The sequence below is a fragment of the Pseudomonas sp. GW821-FHT07G10 genome (assembly GCF_059418545.1).
Genome location: NZ_JBWKQB010000010.1, coordinates 97,758 through 123,457, shown reverse-complemented (window position 1 = coordinate 123,457; position 25,700 = coordinate 97,758). Strand labels below are relative to the sequence as shown.

Genomic DNA, 25,700 nt, shown 5'->3' with positions numbered 1-25,700 from the left:
GAAGGCTGCGATCTTTTAATGCCCGGCGACAATCTGCGCCGAACCCTGCGCCGGCTCTGGATACACCGGGCCGAGACGATCGAGACGACCACTCCAGGCGGTCAATGCGAGGGCGACCAGCACCACCAGACCGCCGATCCATGCGGTATGAATCAGGCCCATGTGGGCGACGATCAGACCGCCACCCCAAGCGCCGCCGGCGATGCCAAGGTTGAAAGCTGCGATGTTCATACCGGAAGCCACGTCCACCGCATTCGGGGTGTGATGTTCGGCCTGGCGCACTACATACACTTGCAGGCCCGGTACGTTGCCGAAAGCGACCGCGCCCCAGACCAGTACGGTGGCCAATGCCAGCCAGGGATTACCGGCGGTCAAGGTCAGCACAAAGAGCACAGCGGCGAGCAGGGCGAAGATGAGCTTCAAGGCGCTGATCGGGCCGCGTTTATCGGCCAGTTTGCCGCCCCAGATGTTACCGATGGCCACCGAGATGCCGTAGACCAGCAGCACCAGGCTAACGGTGCTGGCGCTGAAGCCGGAGATGTCCTGAAGAATTGGCGCCAGGAAGGTGAACGCAATGAACGATCCGCCGTAGCCGACCGCAGTCATGGCGAACACCAGCAACAACCGTGGCTGTTTCAGAACTTGCAGTTGCTGTAGCAGCGAAGCAGGTTTGCTGTGGGCAATGTTTTTCGGCACGTAAATCAGGCTGCCGATAAAGGCGATCACACCCAGGGCCGAGACGGCGAGGAAGGTTTCGCGCCAACCGAAGTGCTGGCCGATGAAGGTTCCCAGTGGCACACCAGTGACCAAGGCTACGGTCAGACCGGTAAACATGATCGCAATCGCGCTGGCGGCCTTTTCCTTGGGCACCAGGCTGGTGGCAATGGTCGAGCCGATGGAGAAGAACACCCCGTGGGCGAGCCCGGTAACGATTCGTGCAATGACCAGCGATTCGTAGCTGGGTGCTTTCCAGGCCAACAGGTTGCCGAGGGTGAACAGCACCATCAACGACAACAGCAAGAGTTTGCGCGGCACTTTGCCAGTCAATGCGGTGAGTACCGGTGCGCCAATGGCCACGCCGAGCGCGTAAAGGCTGACCAAAAGACCGGCGGATGGCAGGCTGACGCCAAGGTCGGCACCGAGAGTGGGTAACAGGCCAACGATGACGAACTCGGTCGTCCCGATGGCAAATGCGCTTAGGGTTAGCGCGAGCAAGGCAATGGGCATGGCTGCAACTCCGGTGGGTTTAAATCAGGAGCGCAGTGTCGGTGTTTGACTCGTGTGGAAAAATAGCGGTATCGGCACAAGATATTTGATCGCAAGTCAAATATACGGTCTTGTGTGTTGATGGTTCCCACGCTCGCGCGTGGGAATGCAGCCGGTGACGCTCCGCGTCACAGTAAGAGCGGACGCGGAGCGTCCAGTGAGGCGTTACCACGCAGAGCGAGGGAACGATCACTTACTCAAGAGCGGTGTTGCACCAGTTTGTTGCGCACCTCGGCACTGGCCTGCTGATCCAGTTCCAGCCAGAAATGCTGCTTGCCGGCGATTTCGGCGGCGGCAGGCAAGCCGTCGCGGTACACCAACCGATTGCTGGCCAGCGCAGGGACTTTGCTGCCCGGCAGCAGCGTACCGGCCAGGTTCAACGGGTCGACGCCGCAGACACCAATCAGGCTGCCGTCATGGGGGCGTCGACGTACTTCCCGCAGCAGAGGAATCGCCTCCGGCAACGCGAACTGCTCGCCCGCCAGGCCGCTGACAAATCGCCCACCGCGAATTTCGCCTCGGGCCTCGAGGCGATGGAACGTGCGCAGCAGTTCGCGCCAGACTGGCAGCCAATCAGCCTCGCGCTCAAGCAAACGCCAGAAGACCACGCCATAACGCCGAAGCAGAGTCATCGCGACATGCTCCAGTGTCGCCGTCGGGGTTTGCCCGGGACGAGTGATTTCGCTTGCCACTGCTGCAGCGGGGCGTCGCAACAAGGCCCAACGTCCGGCATCGTCCATCCCGCCGATAAACGCCCCGCGGCCACGGCGACTGCTGCGGGCCTGGCGTTTGCTGGCGGGGGTGATCAGCGCCCGCAGCCCGGCAAAACTGTCGGCATTCACCAGTCCCGCACCAACCAGCTCCTGCAATGCGCTTTCCAGTTCGCTGCGCAGCAGATGCGCTTCATGCAGCAGTTCGTCGAAGAACAAGGCGCCATGTTGGCTCAGGGCCTGGTGAACTTTCCGGGTTTTTGGCGATAGCTCGCTGCTGTCGGTCTGCTCGGTCAAGCCGCTCCAGAGCGCAACCTGGTTGCGTGGCAACAACACGATTGGGGTGCTGCGAAGCGCGGCACTCGCGGGCTTGTTGCGCGCGGTCAACCGGGTCCAGACCAGTTTGCCGCTGCGGCACAGGTCATCCAGCCAACTGGTTGAATAACCCTTGAGCCGCGCCGGCAAAATATCGCTGTCCCAGGCCGCGGCGGCGGCTGGGTAGCCTTCGAACTGGTTGACGATCTCTGGCAAAACGGCGCTGCCCTGGCCCTGAGTTGTCGTAGACAGATGCTGCCAGTCGAACAGGAATCGCATGAAATCCTGCAACGCTACCGGCTCGATTTCCCGGCGCAGTCGTCTGACCGTGTAGCGATGAATACGCGCCAGCAAATGCCGTTCGCACCATTGATCGTCGCTGGCGCCCGGGCTGAAGCGTCCGCGCAGCACGTAACCTTCACGTTCCAGTTGCGCCAAGGCCTGAGTGACGCTGGCCATCGGCAGCGCCAGTGGTTCGGCGATCTGGTTCAAAGGCAGAGGCCCGAAACCACTGAGACGGGCGCGGATCACTTCCACCAGCGCCTCATCGACATCCCAGGGTTCATCGAATCCGGGCAAGGCCAGCAGCCCGGGCTGCAACGCAGCGTCGGGATACAGCGCCCGCAAACATGTCAGTCGCTCCAGTGCCAACCATAACGACTGCTCGGCATTGAGCTGCAGACGGCTGGCCCGACCACTGTCGGCCAAGGCGTGCAGCCAGGTCAGCCAGTGCTCATTGGTCTGCGCCTCAGCATCGCTGATGCACGCCAGACTCATCAGCGCTTCGTGCATTTCGTCGACGCCCGTGGGCGCGGGCCAGGCTTCGTCGCGCACGGCCTGAATCGCCTCGCTATCCAGCGCGCCCAGATCATCGGTCGATTGCGGGTCGCTCCAGCGGCGGTTGAGCACGGCTTGGGTGCGACGTTCTTCCAGTGGTGCGTCATCGAGAAAGGTGTAGGGCCGGGCGCTCAGAATTTCGGCGGCCAAGGGCGACGGCGCCGGCAGATCGCGGCTGATCAACCGCACTTCGCCGTTCTCCATACGCCGCAGCAGTGCCAGCCAGCCTTCGCTGTCCATGGCGTCATGCAGGCAGTCATCAAGGGTTTGCTCCACCAGCGGATGCTCGGGAATTTCCCGCTCGCCGGCGAGGTTTTCCAGGCAAGCGATCTGATCGGGAAACACACTGGCGATCAGGTCTTCGCTTTTCATCCGCTGGATCTGCGGCGGGACTTTGCGCCCGCCGGAATAACGCGGCAGGGCCAGGGCGACGCCAGCATTCCAGCGCCAGCGCACGCCGAACAACGGGGCCTCCAATACAGCCTGGATCAGGATGTGCTCAGCGCTGTTGCTGTGCAGGTAACGCCAGACGTCGTCCAGCTCAAAGCTGTGACTGGTGGACAGCGAGAGCACGATGGCGTCTTCGCTGGCAGCGGCCTGCAATTCGAAATTGAAAGTACGGCAAAAACGCTTGCGCAGCGCCAGGCCCCAAGCGCGATTGATGCGGCTGCCAAACGGCGTATGGATGATCAGTTGGGTGCCGCCGGACTCATCGAAAAAACGCTCCATGATCAGCGTGTCCCGGGACGGTAATGCACCCAGCGTCAAACGTGCGCGCGCCAGATACTCCACCAGCTGCTCGGCGCTGGAGATGCTCAGGCCCAGGGTGTCGGTCAACCAGTCGAGGCTCGGTTGCAAGTCGCCGGGGCTGGCGCTGAGCAGTTCATCGAGTTGCGCGTGCAGGCGCGCCACGGCGAACGACAGTTCTGCGCTGCGACCGGGCGCTTCACCGAGCCAGAACGGAATGGTCGGCGGTTGACCCTGAGCATCTTCGACCCGTACTTTGCCGGTTTCGATGCGCAGTATCCGGTACGAGGTATTGCCCAACTGGAAGATGTCGCCGGCGATGCTTTCGACGGCAAAGTCCTCGTTGACGCTGCCGATGTTCAGGCTCTGTGGCTCCAGCAATACGCTGTAGTCGGCGTTGTCCGGGATCGTCCCGCCGCTGGTTACAGCGGTGAGCTTGCTGCCGCGACGGCCTCGCAGGGTTCGTGTCACGGCATCGCGATGCAGATAAGCGCTGCGGATTCCCTGACGGCCGTTGTAGCCCTCGGCGAGCATCTGCAATAGCGCCTGAAAATGTGCTTCATCGAGATCGCTATAGGGCGACGCACGGCGGAGCATTTCCAGTAGCGCTTGCTCCTGCCATTGCTGGCAACTGACCTCGGCGACGATCTGCTGGGCCAGCACGTCAAGCGGCGCCACGGGAATCAGCAAGGTGTCAAGTTCACCGCGACGCACGCAGTCGAGCAGGGCCGCGCATTCGATCAGGTCGTCCCGTGTGGTGGCGAACAGACGCCCCTTGGGTGTGCCGCCGACCTGGTGTCCGGAGCGGCCAACCCGTTGTAGAAATGCCGCAATTGAACGCGGCGAGCCTATCTGGCAGACCAGATCGACATCGCCGATATCGATGCCCAGCTCCAGCGACGCGGTGGCGATCAGTACTTGCAGGTCGCCACGCTTGAGCCGTTGCTCGGCGTCCAGTCGGAACTCTTTGGCCAGGCTGCCGTGGTGGGCGGCCACCGCCTCTTTGCCAAGACGTTCGCTCAAATGCCGGCTCAATCGCTCTGCCAGGCGCCGGGTATTGACGAAAACCAGCGTGGTTTTGTGCTCGCGGGCGAGCACGGCGAGCCGGTCGTAGACCAGTTCCCAGACGTCATTGGCCATCACCGCTGACAACGGTACCGGCGGCACTTCGATGCTTAAGTCCCGTGGACGGGCGTGGCCAATGTCGACAATCTCGCAGGCGTGGTCGCGGCCCACCAGAAAGCGTGACACCGCTTCGATGGGTTTTTGCGTGGCCGATAAGCCGATGCGCATCAACGGATCCGGGCACAGCGCCTGTAGGCGCTCCAGGCTCAGGGTTAAATGACTGCCGCGCTTGCTGGAGGCAATGGCGTGGATCTCGTCGACGATCACTGTGCGGGTGCTGGCGAGCATGCGTCGGCCGGAGTCCGAACCGAGTAATACGTAAAGCGACTCCGGGGTGGTCACCAGAATATGCGGCGCGCTTTTACGCATCGCCGTGCGGTCTTTTTGGGTGGTGTCGCCGGTTCGCACAGAGGTGTTGATCTTCAGTTGAGGCAAGCCCATGCAGCGCAATTGTTCGGTAATCCCGGCAAGCGGGTTTTGCAGGTTGATCTGAATGTCGTTGGACAGCGCCTTGAGCGGCGAGACGTAGACCACCAGCGTCTCGTTCGGCAGTTCGCCGTTTTGCTCCAGTCCTTGATGGACCAGGTCATCGATCACCGCGAGAAACGCGGTGAGGGTTTTTCCGGAGCCTGTGGGCGCGGCAATCAACGTCGAGCGGCGCTGGCGGATCAACGGCCACGCCTGAGCCTGGGCGGCGGTGACCGAGGGGAACGTCGCGTTGAACCAGGCTCTGACGGCAGGGTGGAAGCCGGTCAGGGCGTTGTCCGCTGATTCGGGAAGATTCATGAGCAGATTTATGCGACTGACAGGCAGAACTTGCAACCCCTCGCCACAAAGGCCGTATTGTCGGGCCCTGATCAGGCCGTTCTACACTTTGCGGGTGACGGTTGCGCTGGAAACCCGCAAAATGCAACGATTCTGGCAAATGCCAACGGCAAGGCAATATGGCTTGTCCGATATAAACCATCGTTCTAAACAGACTGGGCCTGCTGACTCTATGCGAATGCGCCTTATGTTACTGGGCGGCGGAAATGCCCTTGGGCAAGCGCTGATTCGCCTCGGTGCGGAGGAAGATATTGGTTTCCTCGCCCCCCGTCCGCCGCAAGACGGCTGGGATGCCGCGAGCCTGACGCAACTGCTCGATGACACCCGTCCGGATGCCTTGATCAACCTTGCCTATTACTTCGACTGGTTTCAGGCGGAGACGGTCGGCGAGACGCGTCTGGCCGGGCAGGAGCGGGCGATCGAGCGGCTTGCTGAGCTGTGCCAGCATCACAATATCATCCTGGTGCAGCCCTCCAGCTATCGGGTCTTCGATGGCTCACGAGCGACCGCCTACAGCGAAAAAGACGAACCGGTGCCGCTGGGTCTGCGTGGCCAGGCCTTGTGGCGGATCGAGCAGAGTGTGCGCGCAACCTGTCCGCAGCATGTTTTGTTGCGCTTTGGCTGGCTGCTCGATGACAGTGCCGACGGCACGCTCGGGCGCTTCCTGGCCCGGGCCGAGCGACCCGAAGAGTTGCTGATGGCCGACGACCGTCGCGGTAATCCGACCCCGGTGGATGACGCGGCGCGAGTGATTATTTCGGTACTCAAACAGCTCGATTGCTCGGCGCCGCTGTGGGGCACTTACCACTACGCCGGGCATGAAGCGACTACGCCGCTGGCATTGGGTCAGGCGATTCTCGCCGAGGCCCGGCAGTTGCATCCGCTGGCCATCGAGGCGCCGACTGCGCAAGCCCATGCTGCGCGCCCTGATGCTGCTGAAGAGCCGCAACATGCGGTCCTGGCCTGCAAGAAAATTCTGCACACCTTCGGGATCAAACCCCGCGCCTGGCGTGCGGCACTCCCGGGCTTACTGGATAGGTTTTATCGCCATGGCTGACGGCCCTGTTTTAATCACCGGCGGCGCCGGGTTTATTGGTTCGCACCTGGTCGATGCCTTGCTCGCCAAGGGTTACGAGGTGCGGATTCTCGATGACTTGTCCACCGGCAAACGCAGCAACTTGCCATTGGATAATGCTCGGGTCGAACTGATTGAAGGCGACGTCGCCGATGCTGCGCTAGTGGCGCGGGCGATGGTGGGTTGCCAGGCTGTCGCCCATCTCGCTGCGGTGGCTTCGGTGCAGGCCTCGGTGGATGATCCGGTGCGCACCCACCAGAGCAACTTCATCGGCACGCTGAACGTTTGTGAAGCCATGCGTCAGGCTGGCGTCAAGCGCGTGCTGTTCGCCTCAAGCGCGGCGGTCTATGGCAACAATGGCGAAGGTGAGTCGATCAGCGAAGACACGCCCAAGGCGCCGTTGACGCCTTACGCGTCGGACAAACTGGCGAGCGAGTACTACTTCGACTTCTACCGTCGCCAGCACGCTCTGGAGCCGGTGGTGTTCCGCTTCTTCAACATCTTCGGTCCACGCCAGGATCCGTCGTCGCCGTACTCCGGGGTGATCAGCATTTTCAGTGAGCGGGCACAGAAAGGCCTGCCGATCACCGTGTTCGGTGACGGTGAGCAAACCCGTGACTTCGTTTACGTTGAAGACCTGGTGGACGTGCTGATTCAGGCCATCGAAGCGCCGCAGGTCGAAGAGGGCGCAGTCAACGTCGGGCTGAATCAGGCGACCACACTCAAGCAGATGCTCGAGGCATTGGCTGAGGTAGTGGGGCAGTTGCCGCCGGTGAGCTACGGCCCGGCACGCTCGGGCGATATCCGTCATTCCCGGGCGAATAATCAACGGCTGTTGCAGCGCTTCAAATTTCCTGAGCAGACGCCGATGAGCGTTGGTCTGGCGCGGTTGCTGGGGCGATAGTGTTTTATTGAATGAAAATGGCGCCTTTCGAGGCGCCTTTTTATTGTCGTCGGACTTCAGGTCCCGGGGGGCGGGCCGACGACTTCGCGGGCAAGCCTGTTCCTACAGATGGCGCGGTGCTCTTGTAGGAGCGAGGCTTGCCCGCGATAGAGGTTGAATCAGAACTTGTAACCAACACCCACCATGTACACCCACGGGGAGACATCCACGTCGACTTTGGTCTGGCCGACACCCAGTGCCGTCGGGCCATCGACGGTGGCTTGGGTGTCGATGTCGACGTACCAGACCGAGGCGTTGAACAGCATGTGGTCGGTGATCATGTAGTCAAAGCCCAGTTGCCCGGCGATACCCACCGAGTCCTTGAGTTTCAGGTTGCTGAAACCTTCGTTTTTACGCTGACTGGTCAGGTCTTCGCCAAAGAACATGGTGTAGTTGATACCGACACCGGCATATGGCTGGAACCTGGATGAAGCGTCCAGCGGGTAGTACTGCAGCGACAGGGTCGGTGGCAGTTGCTTGATGTCGGCGAGCTTGCCGTCCAGCGCCGGACCAAGACCTTTTACACCGACTTGGTGCTTGAACGGTGTGGCAGCCAGCAGTTCGAGGCCGATGTGGTCGGTGAACATGTAGGCGAACGCCAGACCCAGTTGCGTGTCGCTGTCCAGAGTCGCTTTGGTACCTGAGATTTTCCTACCGTCGAGTTTCAGCTCGCCGCTGTCTTCGTTGGGCGCGGTGCTGGCAGCACCGGCACGGACGATGAAATCACCGGCCTGGTGGGCGTGAGCGAGTGGGGCTGCAAGCGCGAGGGCGAACAGCGAAGCGCGAAGCAAAGACTTGTGCATGGAGGCTCCAAAGGACGATTCAAGTTGGCTATGTCCAATGTTAAGGAGCGTCAAGAACGAGCCTTTGACTCAGCTCAATGGAATGGTGACGGAGGATAAAAGCGCAGAACCTTCAGGGGCGGCGCCAACCCCCTGTAGCAGGCTTCGCCAGTTACAGGGAGAGTCGTTCCTACTCCGGCAATTCGTAAACGTAGATCTTCTCGGCATCCATTTGGTAACCCGCATCGGCCAGCTCGCTGGTGGACGCTTTGACCTGCATCGCGCCCTCGATCCAGTACGGCTGATACAGCTCATCGAGCTTCACCCCCGCCTCGCTTTTGACATGGACGATCTGATTCGACGGCGGTGGTGGTACGTGGATGCAGGCGCCGAAATACGGCACCAGCAAAAACTCTGTGGTGCGGCCTTCTTCGCTGACTTCCAGCGGCACGATATAACCCGGCAAGCGAATCCGCTGCCCGTCGAGACTCTTGACTACCGGCGCGTTGGGCAGGTCTTGCGTGGCCGCCGGTGCCGCTTCGGCGGACAGAGCGTCGCTCATCTTCGACAGGTCGTGCAGCGGCGTCATGTTCGGGACTTGCGGCGCGGCGTCCGGCGGGATCATTTCCAACCAGGTCAGGTCTTTCGGTTGGGCGGCCCACAACGGCATGGCGACCAGCAACAACAGCGCAAGCAGGGCGCGGGGCATGACGTGGCTCCTCATAAACGGGATGGTCATAAACAGATACTTCATAAACGAATGGACAGGCCATCGGCCAACGATTGTCGGTAGGCGCGCCAGGCCGGCACGCTGCCCATCAGCAATGCGGCAAGCAGGATACCGCCGAGCAGCGTCCACTCATACTCGCTTGGCCAGGCCAGCGGCAGGTACAAACCATAAGTCGACTGCACATAGCCTTGCGCCAGGGCGATGCTCAGGTACAACAGCCCCAATCCGGCAATCACTCCGGACAACGCCAGGGCGAAGGCTTCGAGCACCAGTAAGGTCGCGATATGCCAGGGCCGCGCGCCGACCGACCGCAGGATCGCCATCTCCCGACGGCGTTCGTTGAGGCTGGTGAGAATGGCGGTGAGCATGCCGATCAATCCGGTCAGCACCACGAATAACGAAATCACAAACAAGGCTTTCTCCGCCGTGCCCATCATGCTCCAGAGCTCCTGCAAGGCCACGCCCGGCAGAATCGCCAGCATCGGCTCGCCACGAAACTCGTTGATCTCGCGTTGCATGGCGAAGGTCGCGATCTTGCTGTTGAGGCCCAGCATGAAGGCGGTGATGGCTTGCGGAGTGAGGTCCATGTTGCGTGCCTGATCGGCGCTGATGCGGCCATTGCCCTGGGCCGGAGCACCATTGTGCCAATCGATGTGGATCGCTTCCATGCCGCCGAGGCTGATGTGCAGCGTGCGGTCCACCGGGGTGCCGGTGCGCTGCAAAATGCCAACCACGGTGAACGGTTTGTCGTCGTGTTTGACCAGGCTAATCACCGCCACACCGTGGGCCAGCACCAGTTTGTCGCCGAGTTTGTAATGCAGCGCATCGGCGACTTCGGCACCGAGTACCACTTCAAATGGGTCGGTATTGAAGGCGCGGCCGCTGGCCAGTTGCAGGCTTTGTTGGCGACCGTATTGGTAGTGCTGGAAGTAGGCGTCAGTGGTACCCATTACTCGATAACCGCGATGGGAATCACCGAGGGAAATCGGAATCGCCCACTTCACTTTCGGGCTGTTTGCGAAATGCTCGAAGCTGTCCCAGCGAATGTTGTTGGTGGCGTTACCGATGCGAAATACCGAGTACAGCAGCAGATTGACCGAGCCGGAACGGGCGCCGACGATCAGGTCGGTGCCGCTGATGGTGCTGGCGAAACTGGCGCGGGCTTCGGTGCGCACGCGCTCAACCGCCAGCAACAGGCAAACCGACAGCGCGATGGCGAAGGCGGTGAGGATCGCGGTAAAGCGGCGGTTAGCCAGGCTGGCCATGGCTAGACGAAACAAATACATCTCAAACCTCTGCGGGCACGGCGGCGCGATTGAGTTCGGCCAGCGACAGGTTGCGATCAAACAGCGGCGCCAGGCTTTGGTCATGGCTGACAAACAGCAGGCTGGCCCCGGCTTCACGGCACTCGGCGAACAACAACCGGATAAACGCCTCGCGGGCGTCATAGTCCAGGGCCGAAGTCGGCTCGTCGGCGATCACCAGTTCAGGTTGGCCGATCAACGCCCGGGCGGCGGCGACCCGTTGTTGCTGGCCAATGGACAGTGAGTCGGCGCGACGGCTGAGCAGGCTCGGATCTTTCAAACCCAAGTGGGCCAGCAACGTTGCGGCCGCCTGATCGACACTGCCGTGACGCTGGATTGCCCGGTTGGCGCGCAATTTGGAAAAATGACAGGGCAGTTCGACGTTCTCCCGCACCGAGAGAAACGGTAGCAAGTTGAACTGCTGGAAAATGTAGCCGGTGTGGTCGACCCGGAAGCGGTCACGGGCGCCGGCCGAGAGCTCGGTCAGTTCCTGGCCGAGCAGGCGAATGCTGCCGCGATTGGGCTTCTGCACCCCTCCGAGCAAGCCCAGCAGGGTGGTCTTGCCACTGCCGCTGGGGCCTTTGAGGAACAGCGTTTCGCCAGGTTCGAGGCGGAACGCCGGGATGTCCAGCAACTGCGGATGACCGGGCCAACTGAAGCCCAGGTCGGACAGTTCGATAAGTGCTTGGGTCATTGAGCCGATTTCATGGGTAATAAGCCTTTGTAGGAGCGAGGCTTGCCCGCGATGAACGATAACGCGGTTTGCCTGACAGACCGAGACGCGCCTATCGCGGGCAAGCCTCGCTCCCACAGGTTCGGTGTAATTCAGAACTTCAGGGTGGCAGCCTTCGCCGTTGCTTCAACACCTTGCTGGCCACTCGGGCTGATGAGTTGTACCTGAATTTTCTGGGTGGCGGGGAAGGTCTTGAAGATTTGTGTCAGCTCCAGACTCTTCAGCGCGGTCGGCGTGGCGCAGGTGAGTTGGTAGTGGGCGTGGATCTCGCTGTGTTCATGGTGATGCTCATGACCGTCGGCGTCTTTGGCGTCTGCATCATGGTCTTCATCTTCGTCGTGATCATCGGCATCCGGCTTGTCGCCGAACAGCGGGCTTTCCAGTTCCTGCTTGGCAACCACGCAGCCGGCGGCTTTTGGCAGGCTGAACAGTACCAATGGTTTCTCAAGCTGGGCACGCACAGCGATGACTTTGGCTTTGTCCTCATCAGTGCTGGCGACGTGTTCGAAACCCACCAGGTTCATCGCCGGGCTTTCCAGTTCCAGCTCCAGATTCTGACCATCCAGCGCCGCGTTCAAGCGCCCGACGCCATGTTCGTGGGCGCCGAGGCTGCCGTGTTCATGCTCATGGACCTCGGCGGCATGAGCGATGGCCAGCGGCAGCAGGGCAAACGGCAAGGCGAGAAGCAGACGGCGCATAGCAAGTCTCCGGGAAAGAAGATGAATGTTTTGTTATGTGATCTTATAACAATAGTGGCGGGAGTTTGACCGCCTGCTTGGCGTTGCGCAAGACGCGTGGGAGCATGTTCGTCAGAAACTTGAGGGAAAACCTATGGTGCGGATACGTGGAAGCATCGGCGACTGGCCGGTGGACTTGACCCTGGAGCTGGACGAGGGCGATTGGGCGCAGTTAGGGGCGCAGTTGCAGGTGACCAGGCCCGAGAGCAATACCCCGCAGGCCAAACCAGTGAATCAGGACGATGCACTGTGGCAGATCGCCAAGGATCTGCTGCGCAAGGCAGGGCAGATGAGCGGGCCGGATTTGCTGGAGCAACTGGAAGGACTGACAGGAAGCGCGGCGTCGGGCAAACGCCTGTTGGTGCGCTTGCGCCATTGCGCGGATGTGAAAGTGGTGAGCGGCGGGGATACGCCGCTCTATAGCTGGGTTGACCCCGCGTAGGAGCACAGCTTGCTCGCGATGGCGATCTCAAGAATGCCATCGCCGGCAGCCGTGCTCCTGCTTAATACAACGCAGCAAACATCTTGCGGCGGTACGTGGTCACCAGCGGGTGATCGTTGCCCAGCAATTCGAACACCTGCAGCAAGGTCTTGTGCGGCAGGCCTTCGCTGTAGCTGCGGTTGCGGATGAACAACTTCAGCAACGAATCCAGCGCCGCGTCGTATTGCTGGCGAGCCAGTTGCTGAATCGCCAGTTGATAGACCGCTTCATCGTCCTGCGGGTTTTTCGCCAGGCGCGCCTTCAGGTCTGCCGCATCCGGCAAATCCTTGGCCTGGCCCAGGAACTGGATCTGCGCCTTGGCGCCGGCCAGGGCGGCCTTGTGTTCATCGGTCTTGACCGCGTCGAGCACGGTTTGCGCTTCACCCAGCTCGCCACGTTCGGTGAGGCAGCGGGCGTAGAGGATCAGCGCTTTCGCATTGGTGTTGTCTTCGCCCAGCAGCACTTTGAGGATGGCTTCGGCGTCGGCAAAACGGCCTTCATCGAACAACGCCTGAGCCTGCTCGAAGGGGTCGGCAGCGGCCGGTGGTGGCATCTGTACATGGGGCTCAAGCAACGCGCGGACCGCAGATTCCGGTTGCGCACCGGCAAAACCGTCCACCGGTTGACCGTCCTTGAACAGCACCACGGTCGGCAGGCTGCGGATACCGAAGCGCGAAACGATGTCCGGTTCGGCGTCGCAATTGACCTTGGCCAGCAACAGCTCGCCCTGATAGCTCTCGGTAATCTGCTGGAGCATCGGCATCAGCGCCTTGCACGGCGCACACCATTCGGCCCAGAAATCCACCAGCACCGGTTTGTGGAAAGAGTTCTCGATCACCGACTGGTCGAAATCGACAGTGCTGGCGTCGAAGATATACGGCGTGTCCTGACTCATGGGGCATCTCTTGAAAGCGTGAATGGGCTAACTATAAGGGCTTGAAGGCGCTTTGCGTAGCCGTTGCCGAAGGCTGCGTCCGGGTAACTGCTACAGGTGGCTTCTACCGTCTTTGCGCGTGGTACAGGCTCACATGACGAAACTCTTCAGGCTCGGCCAGATCCGGCAAAGTGAAGGCTTCCAGCATTTCCAGCCGTTGATACGCCGGATGCTGGAAATTGCGCACTCTGGAGTCCGCCACCAGAGCTTCCCGGCCACGACTCAAAAACTCATCGAGCAGCGGCAGGTTGCCGCGGTCGTACAGCACATCGGCCACCAGGATCAGGTCAAAGCGATCGGCTTCGGCGAAAAAGTCCGTCGAGTAGCTGAGCTGTACATCATTGAGTTCAGCATTCGCCCGGCAGGCCGCAATCGCCAGCGGATCAAGATCACAGGCCACCACTTCCAGCGCACCGGCCCTGGCCGCCGCAATACCGGCGACCCCGGAACCGGCTCCGAAATCCAGCACCCGTTTGCCTTCGACCCATTGCGGGCGTTCGGCGAGATAGCGCGCCAACGCCAGGCCGCTGGCCCAGCAGAAACTCCAGTAAGGCGGTTCATGCAGGATTCGCCGGGTTTCTTCCGGGGTGAAGGCGCGGTCCATGTTTTCGGCGTCGATCAACCAGAGCTTGAGCTCGGTCTCCGGCAATGTACAGGAGACAAGCTTTGCGTCACCGAGCAGCTCTCCCAGAGCCTCTTGCAAGTCGAGCGGTACGGTCATGGCGCTTTGAAAAACTGCAATTGACCCAGTGCCTGGGTGATCGGTTGATCAATGCGTCGCGAAGGCAAATGCAGAATCAGTTGTCCGGACTGGCTGGCGCGGCCGCGTAATTCGACGCGAGCCCCGACCGGAAAGGCTTCCGGATTGAAGCGCAGACGGAACGGCAGCACCTGGTTGTTGCCGATCAGGCTAGAGCTGGCCAGCAATTGTTGCGGCCGGCCGCGCTCGTCGATCACCAGCAGCGCCAGTTCGACTTCAGCACCGGCCGGCACGCCTAGCAGGCTACCGCTCAATTCGCGCTGAAAGGCCGGCAGCGGGCCGAGGGTGGCGGACTCCTGAGCTTTCTTCTGTGCCTGCTGTGGCGCAGGCCCTGGCACCGGTGGCGCGGGTTTGGGCGCACTGCTGCACGCGACCAGCAAGCTGACGAGGCTGAGCAATACGAGCGGTCGTAGCGACATGTGAAGCTCCAGCAAGACTAAATTCGGTGTGTATAAATAGTAGCCGGTCTATATACCGTAAAGCCTATGGCTTGTCTTGCCAGTGGGATGCGCTACCATGGCCCTCCCTTTTTTTGTTGCCTGCCACCATGCACTGTCCCTTCTGCGGTGCCAACGACACCAAGGTCATCGACTCGCGTCTGGTCGCCGAGGGCGAGCAGGTGCGCCGCCGGCGTGAATGCCTGGCCTGCGGTGAGCGTTTCACCACCTTCGAAACCGCCGAACTGGTGTTGCCGCGCCTGATCAAAACCGACGGCAGCCGTCAGCCGTTCGACGAAGAAAAACTTCGTGCCGGTATGCAGCGCGCCCTGGAAAAACGTCCAGTGAGCGTCGAGCGCCTGGAAGCTGCGCTGGCGCACATCAAGCACAAACTGCGGGCGACCGGTGAACGAGAGGTCAAGTCACTGGTGGTCGGTGAGCTGGTGATGGCCGAGCTGCAAAAGCTCGATGAAGTCGCCTACATTCGTTTCGCCTCGGTGTATCGACGTTTTCAGGATCTCAACGAGTTCCGCGAAGAAATCGATCGCCTGGCCCGTGAGCCAGCCAAAGAATGACTATGTCCTCTGAACAAACCGTCCTCGACGCCCACTACATGGCTCGGGCCCTGGAGCTGGCGCGCAAAGGCCTTTACACCACCCATCCCAATCCTCGAGTCGGTTGTGTGATTGTGCGTGACGGGCAGATTGTCGGTGAAGGCTGGCATGTGCGCGCCGGCGAGCCCCATGCCGAAGTCCATGCGTTGCGTGCCGCCGGTGAGAGCGCCCGGGGCGCTACCGCCTACGTGACCCTCGAACCGTGCAGTCATCATGGGCGCACGCCGCCGTGCGCCGATGCGTTGGTGAGTGCCGGTGTGGCGCGGGTCGTTGCCGCCATGCAGGACCCGAATCCAGAGGTCGCTGGCCGTGGCATGCAGCGTCTGGCGCAGGCGGGCATCGCAATCCATAGCGGCGTGCTTGAAGGTGAAGCGCGAGCTATCAATCAAGGCTTCCTCAAACGCATGGAACAGGGTCTGCCATTCGTGCGGGTCAAACTGGCCATGAGTCTGGACGGTCGCACCGCCATGGCCAGTGGCGAAAGCCAATGGATCACCGGCCCGGACGCACGTTGCGCCGTGCAGCGCCTGCGCGCCCAGGCCAGCGTGGTGCTGACCGGCGCCGACACGGTATTGGCTGACGGCGCCCGGCTGACGGTGCGCGCTGACGAACTGGGACTGGATGCCGAACAGACCGCGCTGGCGCTTTCCCGACCACCCTTGCGCGTGCTGATCGATGGTCGTCTGCGGGTGCCTCTCGACGCGCCGTTCTTCAAGGCCGGCCCGGCGCTGGTCGCCACCTGCGTCGCGGTGGAAGAACAGTATGCCGGTGGCCCGGAATGCCTGATCGTGCCCGGCTCCGATGGTCAGGTTGATCTGCGCAAGCTGCTGATCGAACTGGCTGCCCGTGGTGTCAACGAGGTGCTGGTGGAAGCCGGTCCGCGTCTGGCGGGAGCTTTCGCTCAGCAAGGCCTGGTGGACGAATATCAAATCTTCGTCGCGGGCAAGTTTCTCGGCTCATCGGCGCGGCCATTGCTGGACTGGCCGCTGGAGCTGATGAGTGAGGCGCCGTTGCTGAAAATCATTGAAATGCGCGCCGTGGGCGATGATTGGCGAGTCACTGCCATTCCTCTGCCACCAGCGAGCGTATAATTCTCGGCTTTCGCTAAGCGTCGGCCCTGTTCTCGAGGAGGACTCCATGTTTACCGGCATCATCGAATCCATCGGCAGTATCCGTGCATTGACCCCAAAAGGCGGCGATGTGCGGGTTTATGTAGAGACTGGCAAGCTTGATCTGGCTGACGTCAAACTCGGCGACAGCATCGCGGTCAACGGCGTTTGCCTGACTGCGGTGGAGCTTCCGGGCGACGGTTTCTGGGCGGACGTCAGCCGCGAAACCCTCGACTGCACGGCGTTCAACGAGCTGAAAAGCGGCAGCCGGGTCAACCTGGAAAAGGCCCTGACTCCGACCACTCGTTTGGGCGGGCATCTGGTCAGCGGTCACGTCGACGGTGTCGGCGAAGTGATTGCCCGGGAAGAAAATGCCCGGGCCATCCAGTTCCGCATCCGTGCGCCAAAAGATCTGGCCAGGTACATCGCCCACAAAGGCTCGATCACCGTCGACGGCACCAGCCTGACGGTGAACGCGGTCAATGGTGCCGAATTCGAACTGACCATTGTCCCGCACACGCTGGCTGAAACCATCATGGCCGACTACCGGCCGGGTCGGCAGGTCAACCTTGAAGTCGACTTGCTGGCACGTTATCTGGAACGCCTGTTGCTCGGCGACAAGGCTGCAGAGCCTAGCGCTGGCAACATTACCGAAAGCTTTCTGGCCGCCAACGGCTATCTCAAATCCTGACTCAAGGGGGTGCCGCGTGGCGCTCAATAGCATCGAAGAACTGGTCGAAGACATCCGCCTAGGCAAGATGGTCATCCTGATGGATGACGAAGATCGCGAGAATGAAGGCGACCTGATCATGGCCGCCGAGTGCTGCCTGCCTGAGCACATCAACTTCATGGCCAAGCATGCCCGCGGCCTGATCTGCATGCCGATGAGCCGCGAGCGCTGCGAACTGCTCAAACTGCCGTTGATGGCGCCGCGCAACGGTTCCGGTTTTGGCACCAAGTTCACCGTCTCGATTGAAGCTGCTGAAGGCGTCACCACCGGTATTTCCGCAGCTGACCGTGCGCGCACCGTTCAAGCCGCCGCCGCCAAAGACGCCAAGGCCGAAGATATCGTCAGTCCGGGTCACATCTTCCCGCTGATGGCCCAGGCTGGCGGTACGCTGGCACGCGCCGGCCACACCGAAGCCGCCTGCGATCTGGCACGGATGGCCGGTTTTGAGCCGAGCGGTGTGATCTGCGAAGTGATGAACGACGACGGCACCATGTCCCGTCGTGCCGAGCTGGAAGCTTTTGCCGTCGAACACAACATCAAGATCGGTACCATCGCCGACCTGATTCACTACCGGATGATCCACGAACGTACCGTTCAGCGGATTGCCGAGCAGCCATTGGACAGCGAACTGGGCCAGTTCAATCTGGTGACCTATCGTGATTCCGTGGAGGGCGATGTGCACATGGCGCTGACCCTGGGCACCATTTGCGCAGAAGAACCGACCCTGGTCCGCGTCCATAACATGGACCCGCTGCGCGATCTGCTGATGGTCAAGCAACCTGGGCGCTGGAGCCTGCGCGCGGCCATGGCCGCGGTGGCCGAGGCGGGCAGCGGTGTGGTGCTGTTGCTCGGTCACCCGCTCGATGGTGATGTATTGCTGGCGCACATCCGCGAAACCGCCGACCACACTGCGGTGAAGAAACCGACCACCTACAGTATCGTCGGTGCCGGTTCGCAGATCCTGCGTGACCTCGGTGTGCGCAAAATGCGCCTGATGAGTGCGCCGATGAAATTTAATGCGATATCCGGTTTCGATCTGGAAGTTGTAGAATACGTGCCCTCCGAATAAAGACCGGCTGTTCCGGCCTTTGATTCGCGGTTCAAATATCACTAAAGAGCGCGTACCGAACGCGCTCTGGCTCTTTAAGAGATTTGTCGAATGACCCTGAAGACCATCGAAGGTACCTTCATCGCCCCCAAAGGCCGCTATGCCCTGGTGGTCGGCCGCTTCAACAGCTTCGTTGTCGAAAGCCTGGTGAGCGGTGCTGTTGATGCCCTGGTTCGCCATGGCGTGAGCGAAAGCGACATCACCATCATCCGTGCTCCTGGCGCATTCGAAATTCCGCTGGTTGCGCAGAAAGTCGCTCAACAAAGCGAGTACGCGGCGATCATCGCCCTGGGCGCGGTCATTCGTGGCGGCACTCCGCACTTCGAATACGTGGCTGGCGAATGCACCAAGGGCCTGGCCCAGGTGTCCATGGAGTTCGGCGTGCCGGTTGCCTTTGGCGTGCTGACCGTCGACTCGATCGAGCAAGCCATTGAGCGTTCCGGCACCAAAGCCGGCAACAAAGGTGCCGAAGCTGCCTTGTCCGCTCTGGAAATGGTCAGCCTGCTGGCGCAGTTGGAGGCCAAGTGATTAGCGACGAAAGCGATCGTTTCAACCCGCGCGATCCGAAACCTGCGGACGCTGGCAAGCCATCCAAGAGCGTCAAGCGTCGCGAAGCCCGTCAGCTCGCGACTCAGGCGCTGTACCAATGGCACATGGCCAAAACTTCGCTGAACGAGATCGAAGCGCAGTTCCGGGTCGATAACGATTTCAGTGATGTCGATGCCGCCTACTTCCACGACATCCTGCATGGCGTGCCGGCGCACAAGACCGAGATCGATTCTGCCCTCGCTCCGTGCCTGGACATCACTATCGATGAGCTCGATCCAGTTGAACTGGCGGTCCTGCGCCTGTCCACCTGGGAGCTGCTCAAGCGCGTCGACGTCCCGTACCGCGTTGTGATCAACGAAGGGATCGAACTGGCCAAGGTCTACGGTTCCACCGACGGTCACAAGTTCGTCAACGGCGTACTCGACAAGCTGGCCCCGCGTCTGCGTGAAGCTGAAGTGAAGGCGTTCAAGCGCTGATTCGCGCTTGCAGTGTCCTGTCTTGCCAATACGTTCCTTTTTGGCGCGTGGCTGTTGTTGCCAGACAAGGCGCCGCGACAAGTCATAGCCTGCTATGGCGAGGAGCGACAACGCAGTATGGCGACAGCAGACGCCGCCCAAAAGGAACAGTATTGGTGAGACAGGACACAACGCCATGGGCGAGTTTGAGCTGATCCGTCATTACTTCGCTGCCGCGCCTTGTGCGCAGGCCGGCGTTGGCGTTGCGCTGGGGATCGGCGATGACTGCGCCTTGCTGACTGTTCCCGCTGGGGAACAGTTGGCTATCTCCACCGACACCCTGGTTGCCGGTGTCCATTTCGCAGACCCCTGCGACCCTTTTCTGCTCGGTCAGCGTTCGCTGGCGGTGGCGGTCAGTGATCTGGCGGCCATGGGCGCAACACCCCTGGCGTTTACTCTTGCCCTGACGTTGCCGACAGTCGATGCCGATTGGCTGCAAGCTTTTGCCCGTGGTTTGAACGCCATGGCGCAAAGCTGCGGCGTGCGGTTGGTGGGCGGGGACACTACGCGCGGTCCGCTGAGTTTGACCATGACGGTGTTTGGCCATGTGCCAACGGGTTTGGCCCTGACCCGCAGCGGCGCGCGGCCGGGTGATCTGCTGTGTGTCGGCGGTGAGCTGGGCAATGCGGCGGGCGCTTTGCCGCTGGTGTTGGGTGAGCGCACGGCGGAGCCGGCTGTTGCCGAGCCATTGTTGGCGCACTATTGGTCGCCCCAGCCGCAACTCGCGTTGGGTCAGGCGTTGCGTGGCAAGGCGACTTCGGCGCTGGATATCTCGGACGGTTTGCTGGCCGATTGCGGGCATATTGCTGCTGCTTCAGCGGTCGGCGTGCTGATCGAAAGCGAAAAACTGCCGTTGTCCAAGGCGCTGCTGACGTTTCTCGGTAAGCCTGCGGCCCAGGCTGCCGCCCTCAGCGGCGGCGATGATTATCTCCTGGCCTTCACTTTGCCGCCTGCCGAGTTGCCGCAGTTGCTGGCGGACGGCTGGCCGGTGCACGTGGTCGGTCGCGTCGTGGCCGGGCAGGGCGTCACGCTTTTGGCTGCAGACGGACAAGACATCACCCCGGCCACCCGGGGTTATCAACATTTTCAGGAGACCCCGTGACAGATCATCCCAAGCAGGTCCCGGCAGAGTCTGTGCCGCCTTCGGTCTGGCGTAATCCCTGGCATTTCCTGGCGTTCGGCTTCGGTTCGGGCACCCTGCCAAAAGCGCCCGGCACCTGGGGCTCGTTGGTTGCGCTACCCTTTGTCCCGCTGTGGCAGATGTTGCCCGGCTGGGGTTACTGGCTGATGCTCGGCATCACCACGCTGTTTGGCTTTTGGCTGTGCGGCAAGGTGGCGGACGATCTGCGGGTACACGACCACGAAGGCATCGTCTGGGACGAAATGGTCGGGATGTGGATAACCCTGTGGCTGGTGCCGCAAGGTTGGTACTGGTTATTGGCGGGCTTCCTGATATTCCGCTTCTTCGACATTCTCAAGCCATGGCCGATCAGCTGGATCGACCGGCATGTGCACGGGGGCGTCGGGATCATGCTCGACGACGTTCTGGCGGGTGTGTTTGCCTGGTTGGCTATGCGAGGGCTGGTGTGGTATTTCGCCTGAGGGACCAAGGATGAGTGGTCGCTGGCTGTTGATACTGCTTTGCGTATTGTCGTGCGCTGCGGTACGGGCGAGTGAATTGCCCACGACTCCCGCCCAGATTCGTCTGGCCAGTGAAGAATGGCGCGACTACACCGCCGCCGACGGCCATGGTCTGGCCTGGGATGTGCTGCGGGCAGTCTTCGAACCGGCTGCCGTTACGCTGCAGATCCGCACGGTGCCTTACACACGCTCGGTCGGACTGGTGCAGCGCGGTGAGGTGGATGCCTGGGTCGGCTCTTACCGAGATGAAGTCGGTGGCGTGCTCTATCCCCGTTGGCACTACGACTATGACCATATTTACGCACTGGGTCTGGCCAGCAGCCCGGCGCCAACCGTGGCCACGCTGGGGAACTCTCGCCTGCTCTGGGTACGGGGTTACCAGTATCAAAAATACTTTCCCAACATCCATAACTTCAATGAAGTCCAGCGTCGTAACGGGGTTTTGCCGATGCTGTTGCACGACCGTGCCGATTACTACATCGATGCGTTGACCGAGGTTGATTTCGTGCTCGGTGGGGCGCAGAACCCAGCGCAGTTCCGGCGAACGCATCTGGCCGAACTACCGGTTTTTCTGGGATTCGCCAACAACCCTCGGGGGCGGGCGCTGCTGGCGCTGTTCGATCAGCGCATGGAGTCGTTGGTGAAAAGTGGTCAGTTGCGACCGATCTTCGAACGCTGGAAACAACCTTACCCGTTCGAAAAAATGTAGCAGCTGGTGTTTGCTTGGCTTTACGGGGTAGAGATCAAACTTCTTGATCTTTATGGCCGATAATTCAGCCTAAGCGTCGGCAGGAACCTGCTGTTACAATGCCGCCTCTGCGAATCTCCAGTCCTCATACAGATCAGGAGCACACGGTGCCCGTCGTTTTCGTCGCTGCTTCCAAGCTGCCAACCCCTTTTGCGCAATTCACCATGCATGGCTTTCTCGATGAGGCCACTGGTCGCGAGCACGTTGTGCTCAGTCTGGGTGAGGTCGCCGATGGCTCACCGGTACTCGGCCGGTTGCACTCCGAATGCCTGACCGGCGATGCCTTGTTCAGCCAGCGTTGCGACTGCGGTTCGCAACTCGAGGCCGCCTTGCAGGCGATCGCCCGTGAAGGCCGCGGTGTGTTGCTGTATTTGCGTCAGGAAGGTCGTGGCATTGGCTTGCTGAACAAGATCCGCGCTTATGAGTTGCAGGACGGCGGCGCCGACACTGTTGAAGCCAACGAGCGTCTGGGCTTTGCTGCAGACCAGCGCGACTATGCCATCTGCCTGCCAATGCTTGAGCATCTGGGTGTGAAATCCTTGCGCCTGATGACCAACAACCCGCGCAAGGTCAAAGCACTGACCGAGATGGGCATCGTGGTCGCCGAGCGCGTCCCGCTGCACACTGGCCACAACCCGCACAACAAACTCTACCTGGCCACCAAAGCCAGCAAGCTCGACCACATGATGGGCAACGAGCACCAGGGCGAGGCTGATCGGGCGTGACCCGCGGTCAAGTACGGCGGCGATTGGCCGTCAACTGGTGGCAGTACCTGGCGCTGGCCTTGCTGCCGCTGTTGGTGATCAATGCGGTGTTCGGTCAGACCGAGGCCGTGTTACCGGTTCTGGCGATGCCGTTCTTTATCGCGGGCATGGCGTCGATGTTCGTCAGTCTGCGTTTCTTCGGTGGCTATAAATACGCCTTGATCGCCACCCAGAAAGCCCTCGATACGCCTGAAGAACCTGCTGCCTGGATTGCTTTGGCTGCCAAACGCCGTGCAGCGTTCCTGGCCGCCGGGCTACCGGCCTGGATCGGTGCGCTGGCGGTGTTTGTCGGCCTCGAAGCCGTGCCGCTAATCCTGCTGGCGCTGTCCACGACGGTGCTGTTCTACCTCTACCGTATTCCGCGCCAGCTCGGTTGATGCGTAGGTGGCTGGCGGTTCTGCTACTGGCCATCAGTGGCTCGGCGGCGGCCGTGGAGCGGGTGGTCAGCCTCGCACCGTCTCTCTCTGAAATTGTCGTTGAGCTGGGTTCTGCCGATCTGCTGGTCGGCGTGCTCGATGCCGGTGAGCGTCCGTCTGAGTTGAACGCCGTGCCTTCGGTCGGGCGTTATGGTCAATTGGACATGGAGCGCCTGCTCAGTCTCAAGCCTGATTTGCTGTTGCTCTGGCCCGGCAGTGTCGGCCCGACGCAGCGTGAGCAACTCAAGCGCTTGAATATCCCCACCTACGTTGCCGATCCCCACAACCTTGAACAACTCATCACACAGATAGACGCGATTGCCGGGCAACTCGGTCGGCCAGAGAGTGGCCGAACGCTGGCCGCAGACTTGCGCAGACAACTGGCGAATCTGCGCCAGCGCTATCGACGGGATGAGCCGTTGCAGGTGTTCTATCAGGTCTGGGATCAGCCGCTGTACACCGTTGGCGGCGGGCAGATCATCAGCGATGCGCTGGGAGTCTGCGGTGCACACAATGTGTTTTCCAACCTGAATTTACCGGCGCCGCAGGTCAATCTGGAGTCAGTATTGCAGCGCAATCCCGAGGTTATCCTGGCCGGTAGCCAGGCGCAGCTCAATGCCTGGAAAGCCTGGCCGCAGGTGAGGGCGGTGGCGCATGGGCAATTGCTGCTGGTGACGGATAAAGGGCTGGAACGGCCGAGTGGGCAGATGATTGCGGCTACGGCCAGGTTGTGTGAATTGATAGCGCCAGATCGCTGAGACCGAGGTGTATTCATCGCGGGCAAGTCGGATCGCCGCCCGCGATGGCGTCAGAGCAGGCAACAAAACTTTTGGCTAGATCTGCGGTGTCCAGGTCACGCCAAACATCCATGCCCGACCTTCTTCCCGATAACCATAGTTATTCCCGTCAAAGCTGTAGAGCGCACGGCTGTATGCCTTGTCCAGCAGGTTGTCGACCTTGAGCTCCAGCCGGATCTGGCGATTCAGAGCCCAACTGCTGCGCAAACCGAATAAGGCATAACCGCCTAACGGATCCTGGTTGTCCTCGTCGTCGTAGCTGCTGCTCACTGCTTGCCAGCTTGCTCCAAGGCTGAACCGATCGAATTGCCGATCCAGGTCCAGGCTCAAGGTGCGTCGGGCGCGGCGGCTCAGGGTGTGGCCGCTGTCGCGGTCTCGCGGGTCGATGATCGCCAGCCCGAGGTTGCTCTGCCAGCCGAACAGCTCTTGTTTGAGCGCGGCTTCGAAGCCATTGATCCGTGCCGAAGCGACGTTTTCCGGGCGAGAGCTTTTGCCGAAGATGATCGCGTCTTCAAGATCGGTTCGGTAGAGCGAGGCTTCCAGGCGGCTGGTCTCGCTCAACTGGCTGCGCCATTGCAGCTCGTAGCTTTTCGAGGTCTCGGGTTTGAGGTTCGGGTTGCTGAAATCGGGGTAGTACAGGTCGTTGAACGTCGGCGCGCGGAAGCCTTCGCTGTAGGTCAGCAGCACATCGTTGTCCGGGTTCAGCGGTAGGGTGAAGGTGCCGCTCCAGCTGTTCTGGCCGCCAAACTGCTGGTTCTGGTCGCGGCGCAGGCCCAGTTCAGTGGAGAAGCTTTCAGCCTGGAAACGGTGCTGAATAAAGGCTGCACGGTTCCAGCGGCTGTCTTCGTCGAATGCGGTGCTGCTGTTGATCCGGTCTTCGTACCAGTCTGCGCCGAGGATCAGGCTGTTGCTGTCGTCGAGCGTCAGGTCATTCTGCCAGTTGAGCGAATCGCGATAGGTGTTGAACGCGCTGCGCTCGTCACTGAGTTTGTCAAAGGTCTTCTCGCGGTTTTCGCTGTGGCCCAGTTCCAGCCGAGACTCCCACAGATCATTGATGCGCGCATCAACATAACTGCTGACGCTGTTCACTGTGAAATCGCTGTAAGGCTGTTGGCTGACGGTCTGGAGTGTATTCATGTCGAAGCGGCCAAACGGGCTGTCGAACTCGCTTTTGCCACGGTTATCCAGCAGGTTCAGGCCCACTTCGACGTCATCGCTTAAGGAATGGCCAAGGCTCAAACTCAGGGAGTTGTTGCGATACTCGTCGTGGTCGCCGTCGCTGGGGAAGGACTCATGGGTGCGATTGATCCCGGCGGTTTCATCGAGGCTGGCACCGAGGTTGAAACGGGTATGTTCATCGCCGCCGGACAACCCCAGGCTGCGCTCCCAGGTCCGGTTGCTGCCAAATCCCAGGTGCAGACGCGGCTGCAGGCCCTGTTCGGCACCGCGCCGGGTGAAAATCTGAATCACCCCGCCAATGGCGTCGCTACCGTAGATCACCGAGCGTGAACCGCGCAGGACTTCCACGCGCTCGATCTGATCGATATTCAGGTGTTGCAGATTGCTGTCACCGGAGGTCGAGCTGCCGATGCGCTGGCCGTCCACCAGCACCAGACTCTGCGCCGACTTGGCGCCGCGGATGTATATCCCCGGCAGGCTGCCACGCCCGCCTGCTTGCGCGACCTGCACGCCCGGCACACGGCTGAGCAGGTCAGTGACGCTGCTCGGTTGCAAACGGTGGATGTCTTCGCGGGTAAATACGGTATTGGCGGCGCTGCTGTCGTTGCGGGCTTCGACCTGGCGATTGGCGCTGATCAGCACGTCCGGCAGTTTCAGGGCTTGTTCACGTTCGAAGGTCTCAGCCAAAAGCTGTCCGGCTGGCCAAAGGGTCAACGTCAAGGCGAGGCGGGGGAGGTTCATGGGCAATCCATTGGCGTTTTGAAACGGATACAAATTCGAGGGGGGACG

Annotated in this window: 26 protein-coding genes; 15 read left to right on the top strand and 11 right to left on the bottom strand. The window is 61.1% G+C overall.

Annotation, left to right across the window (positions count from 1 at the left end):
- Positions 1–15: 15 nt before the first annotated feature.
- Both AC07O1_RS13925 and AC07O1_RS13920 read right to left on the bottom strand, forming a co-directional pair.
- Positions 16–1,227 carry an MFS transporter gene (locus tag AC07O1_RS13925; RefSeq protein ID WP_495089103.1) on the bottom strand — a complete coding sequence of 404 codons (1,212 nt, stop codon included), beginning with the start codon at positions 1,225–1,227 and terminating at the stop codon, positions 16–18.
- A 236-nt stretch (positions 1,228–1,463) separates the two neighbouring features.
- Positions 1,464–5,786, bottom strand: coding sequence for a DEAD/DEAH box helicase (locus AC07O1_RS13920; RefSeq protein WP_495089102.1), 4,323 nt, complete (start codon positions 5,784–5,786; stop codon positions 1,464–1,466).
- 211 nt (positions 5,787–5,997) lie between these two features.
- Between AC07O1_RS13920 and AC07O1_RS13915 the strand changes: the two genes are divergently transcribed.
- Together AC07O1_RS13915 and AC07O1_RS13910 are read left to right on the top strand one after the other, a co-directional pair.
- Complete coding sequence (locus AC07O1_RS13915) at positions 5,998–6,882, top strand: sugar nucleotide-binding protein (protein WP_494994980.1); 885 nt, start codon at positions 5,998–6,000, stop codon at positions 6,880–6,882.
- The gene (locus AC07O1_RS13910) at positions 6,875–7,804 is read left to right on the top strand and encodes an NAD-dependent epimerase/dehydratase family protein (protein ID WP_495089101.1); all 930 of its coding nucleotides are present in this window, start codon (positions 6,875–6,877) and stop codon (positions 7,802–7,804) included. The genes AC07O1_RS13915 and AC07O1_RS13910 overlap by 8 nt, the downstream gene beginning before the upstream one ends.
- Positions 7,805–7,962: 158 nt before the next feature.
- On the opposite strand, the gene AC07O1_RS13905 is transcribed toward AC07O1_RS13910, so the two are convergent.
- The 5 genes from AC07O1_RS13905 to AC07O1_RS13885 all read right to left on the bottom strand — a co-directional run bounded on the left by AC07O1_RS13905 (position 7,963) and on the right by AC07O1_RS13885 (position 12,090).
- Positions 7,963–8,646 carry an OmpW/AlkL family protein gene (locus tag AC07O1_RS13905; RefSeq protein ID WP_495089100.1) on the bottom strand — a complete coding sequence of 228 codons (684 nt, stop codon included), beginning with the start codon at positions 8,644–8,646 and terminating at the stop codon, positions 7,963–7,965.
- A 169-nt stretch (positions 8,647–8,815) separates the two neighbouring features.
- Positions 8,816–9,334, bottom strand: coding sequence for a DUF3299 domain-containing protein (locus AC07O1_RS13900; RefSeq protein WP_495089099.1), 519 nt, complete (start codon positions 9,332–9,334; stop codon positions 8,816–8,818).
- A 41-nt stretch (positions 9,335–9,375) separates the two neighbouring features.
- Complete coding sequence (locus tag AC07O1_RS13895) at positions 9,376–10,641, bottom strand: ABC transporter permease (RefSeq protein ID WP_495089098.1); 1,266 nt, start codon at positions 10,639–10,641, stop codon at positions 9,376–9,378.
- Between the two features lies 1 nt (position 10,642).
- A complete protein-coding gene (locus AC07O1_RS13890) occupies positions 10,643–11,353 on the bottom strand; it encodes an ABC transporter ATP-binding protein (protein ID WP_494994985.1) in 711 nt (236 codons plus the stop codon).
- Positions 11,354–11,484: 131 nt separating this feature from the next.
- Positions 11,485–12,090 (bottom strand): DUF2796 domain-containing protein, encoded by a 606-nt coding sequence (locus tag AC07O1_RS13885; RefSeq protein WP_495089097.1) that lies wholly within the window; start codon positions 12,088–12,090, stop codon positions 11,485–11,487.
- A 133-nt stretch (positions 12,091–12,223) separates the two neighbouring features.
- Here AC07O1_RS13885 and AC07O1_RS13880 point away from each other — a divergent pair, with 133 nt between their 5' ends.
- On the top strand, positions 12,224–12,571 hold the full coding sequence (locus tag AC07O1_RS13880) for a hypothetical protein (protein WP_495012474.1): 348 nt from the start codon (positions 12,224–12,226) through the stop codon (positions 12,569–12,571).
- Between the two features lie 61 nt (positions 12,572–12,632).
- Here AC07O1_RS13880 and trxA read toward each other — a convergent pair whose 3' ends face one another.
- The 3 genes from trxA to AC07O1_RS13865 all read right to left on the bottom strand — a co-directional run bounded on the left by trxA (position 12,633) and on the right by AC07O1_RS13865 (position 14,723).
- Positions 12,633–13,505, bottom strand: coding sequence for a thioredoxin (trxA, locus tag AC07O1_RS13875; RefSeq protein ID WP_495012475.1), 873 nt, complete (start codon positions 13,503–13,505; stop codon positions 12,633–12,635).
- Between the two features lie 103 nt (positions 13,506–13,608).
- On the bottom strand, positions 13,609–14,265 hold the full coding sequence (locus tag AC07O1_RS13870; protein ID WP_494994989.1) for a class I SAM-dependent methyltransferase: 657 nt from the start codon (positions 14,263–14,265) through the stop codon (positions 13,609–13,611).
- Entirely contained in the window at positions 14,262–14,723 is a 462-nt protein-coding gene (locus AC07O1_RS13865) for a hypothetical protein (protein ID WP_495089096.1), read from the bottom strand. The genes AC07O1_RS13870 and AC07O1_RS13865 overlap by 4 nt, the downstream gene beginning before the upstream one ends.
- Before the next feature lie 128 nt (positions 14,724–14,851).
- On the opposite strand from AC07O1_RS13865, the gene nrdR reads away from it, so the two are divergent.
- The 12 genes from nrdR to AC07O1_RS13805 all read left to right on the top strand — a co-directional run bounded on the left by nrdR (position 14,852) and on the right by AC07O1_RS13805 (position 23,693).
- A complete protein-coding gene (nrdR, locus tag AC07O1_RS13860; protein ID WP_489375050.1) occupies positions 14,852–15,316 on the top strand; it encodes a transcriptional regulator NrdR in 465 nt (154 codons plus the stop codon).
- Complete coding sequence (gene ribD / locus AC07O1_RS13855) at positions 15,313–16,446, top strand: bifunctional diaminohydroxyphosphoribosylaminopyrimidine deaminase/5-amino-6-(5-phosphoribosylamino)uracil reductase RibD (protein ID WP_495089095.1); 1,134 nt, start codon at positions 15,313–15,315, stop codon at positions 16,444–16,446. The genes nrdR and ribD overlap by 4 nt, the downstream gene beginning before the upstream one ends.
- A gap of 46 nt (positions 16,447–16,492) precedes the next feature.
- Complete coding sequence (locus AC07O1_RS13850; protein WP_494994992.1) at positions 16,493–17,155, top strand: riboflavin synthase; 663 nt, start codon at positions 16,493–16,495, stop codon at positions 17,153–17,155.
- 16 nt (positions 17,156–17,171) lie between these two features.
- Positions 17,172–18,263, top strand: coding sequence for a bifunctional 3,4-dihydroxy-2-butanone-4-phosphate synthase/GTP cyclohydrolase II (gene ribBA, locus AC07O1_RS13845; protein ID WP_494994993.1), 1,092 nt, complete (start codon positions 17,172–17,174; stop codon positions 18,261–18,263).
- A 90-nt stretch (positions 18,264–18,353) separates the two neighbouring features.
- Positions 18,354–18,830: a 6,7-dimethyl-8-ribityllumazine synthase gene (gene ribH, locus AC07O1_RS13840; protein ID WP_028944446.1), complete on the top strand. Its 477-nt coding sequence runs from the start codon at positions 18,354–18,356 to the stop codon at positions 18,828–18,830.
- Positions 18,827–19,327, top strand: coding sequence for a transcription antitermination factor NusB (nusB, locus tag AC07O1_RS13835; RefSeq protein ID WP_489073749.1), 501 nt, complete (start codon positions 18,827–18,829; stop codon positions 19,325–19,327). Before ribH ends, nusB begins: the two co-directional genes overlap by 4 nt.
- A gap of 175 nt (positions 19,328–19,502) precedes the next feature.
- Complete coding sequence (thiL, locus tag AC07O1_RS13830) at positions 19,503–20,468, top strand: thiamine-phosphate kinase (protein WP_495089094.1); 966 nt, start codon at positions 19,503–19,505, stop codon at positions 20,466–20,468.
- A complete protein-coding gene (locus tag AC07O1_RS13825) occupies positions 20,465–20,968 on the top strand; it encodes a phosphatidylglycerophosphatase A family protein (RefSeq protein ID WP_495089093.1) in 504 nt (167 codons plus the stop codon). Before thiL ends, AC07O1_RS13825 begins: the two co-directional genes overlap by 4 nt.
- Before the next feature lie 10 nt (positions 20,969–20,978).
- Positions 20,979–21,716: a substrate-binding periplasmic protein gene (locus AC07O1_RS13820; RefSeq protein ID WP_495089092.1), complete on the top strand. Its 738-nt coding sequence runs from the start codon at positions 20,979–20,981 to the stop codon at positions 21,714–21,716.
- A 146-nt stretch (positions 21,717–21,862) separates the two neighbouring features.
- Positions 21,863–22,480, top strand: coding sequence for a GTP cyclohydrolase II (gene ribA, locus AC07O1_RS13815; protein ID WP_494994997.1), 618 nt, complete (start codon positions 21,863–21,865; stop codon positions 22,478–22,480).
- A complete protein-coding gene (locus AC07O1_RS13810; RefSeq protein WP_495089091.1) occupies positions 22,477–22,896 on the top strand; it encodes an MFS transporter in 420 nt (139 codons plus the stop codon). Before ribA ends, AC07O1_RS13810 begins: the two co-directional genes overlap by 4 nt.
- Positions 22,896–23,693, top strand: coding sequence for a cobalamin-binding protein (locus AC07O1_RS13805; protein WP_495089090.1), 798 nt, complete (start codon positions 22,896–22,898; stop codon positions 23,691–23,693). The genes AC07O1_RS13810 and AC07O1_RS13805 overlap by 1 nt, the downstream gene beginning before the upstream one ends.
- Before the next feature lie 75 nt (positions 23,694–23,768).
- Here the strand turns inward: AC07O1_RS13805 and AC07O1_RS13800 are convergent, their stop codons facing one another.
- Complete coding sequence (locus AC07O1_RS13800) at positions 23,769–25,652, bottom strand: TonB-dependent receptor domain-containing protein (protein WP_495089089.1); 1,884 nt, start codon at positions 25,650–25,652, stop codon at positions 23,769–23,771.
- Between the last annotated feature and the right edge of the window lie 48 nt (positions 25,653–25,700).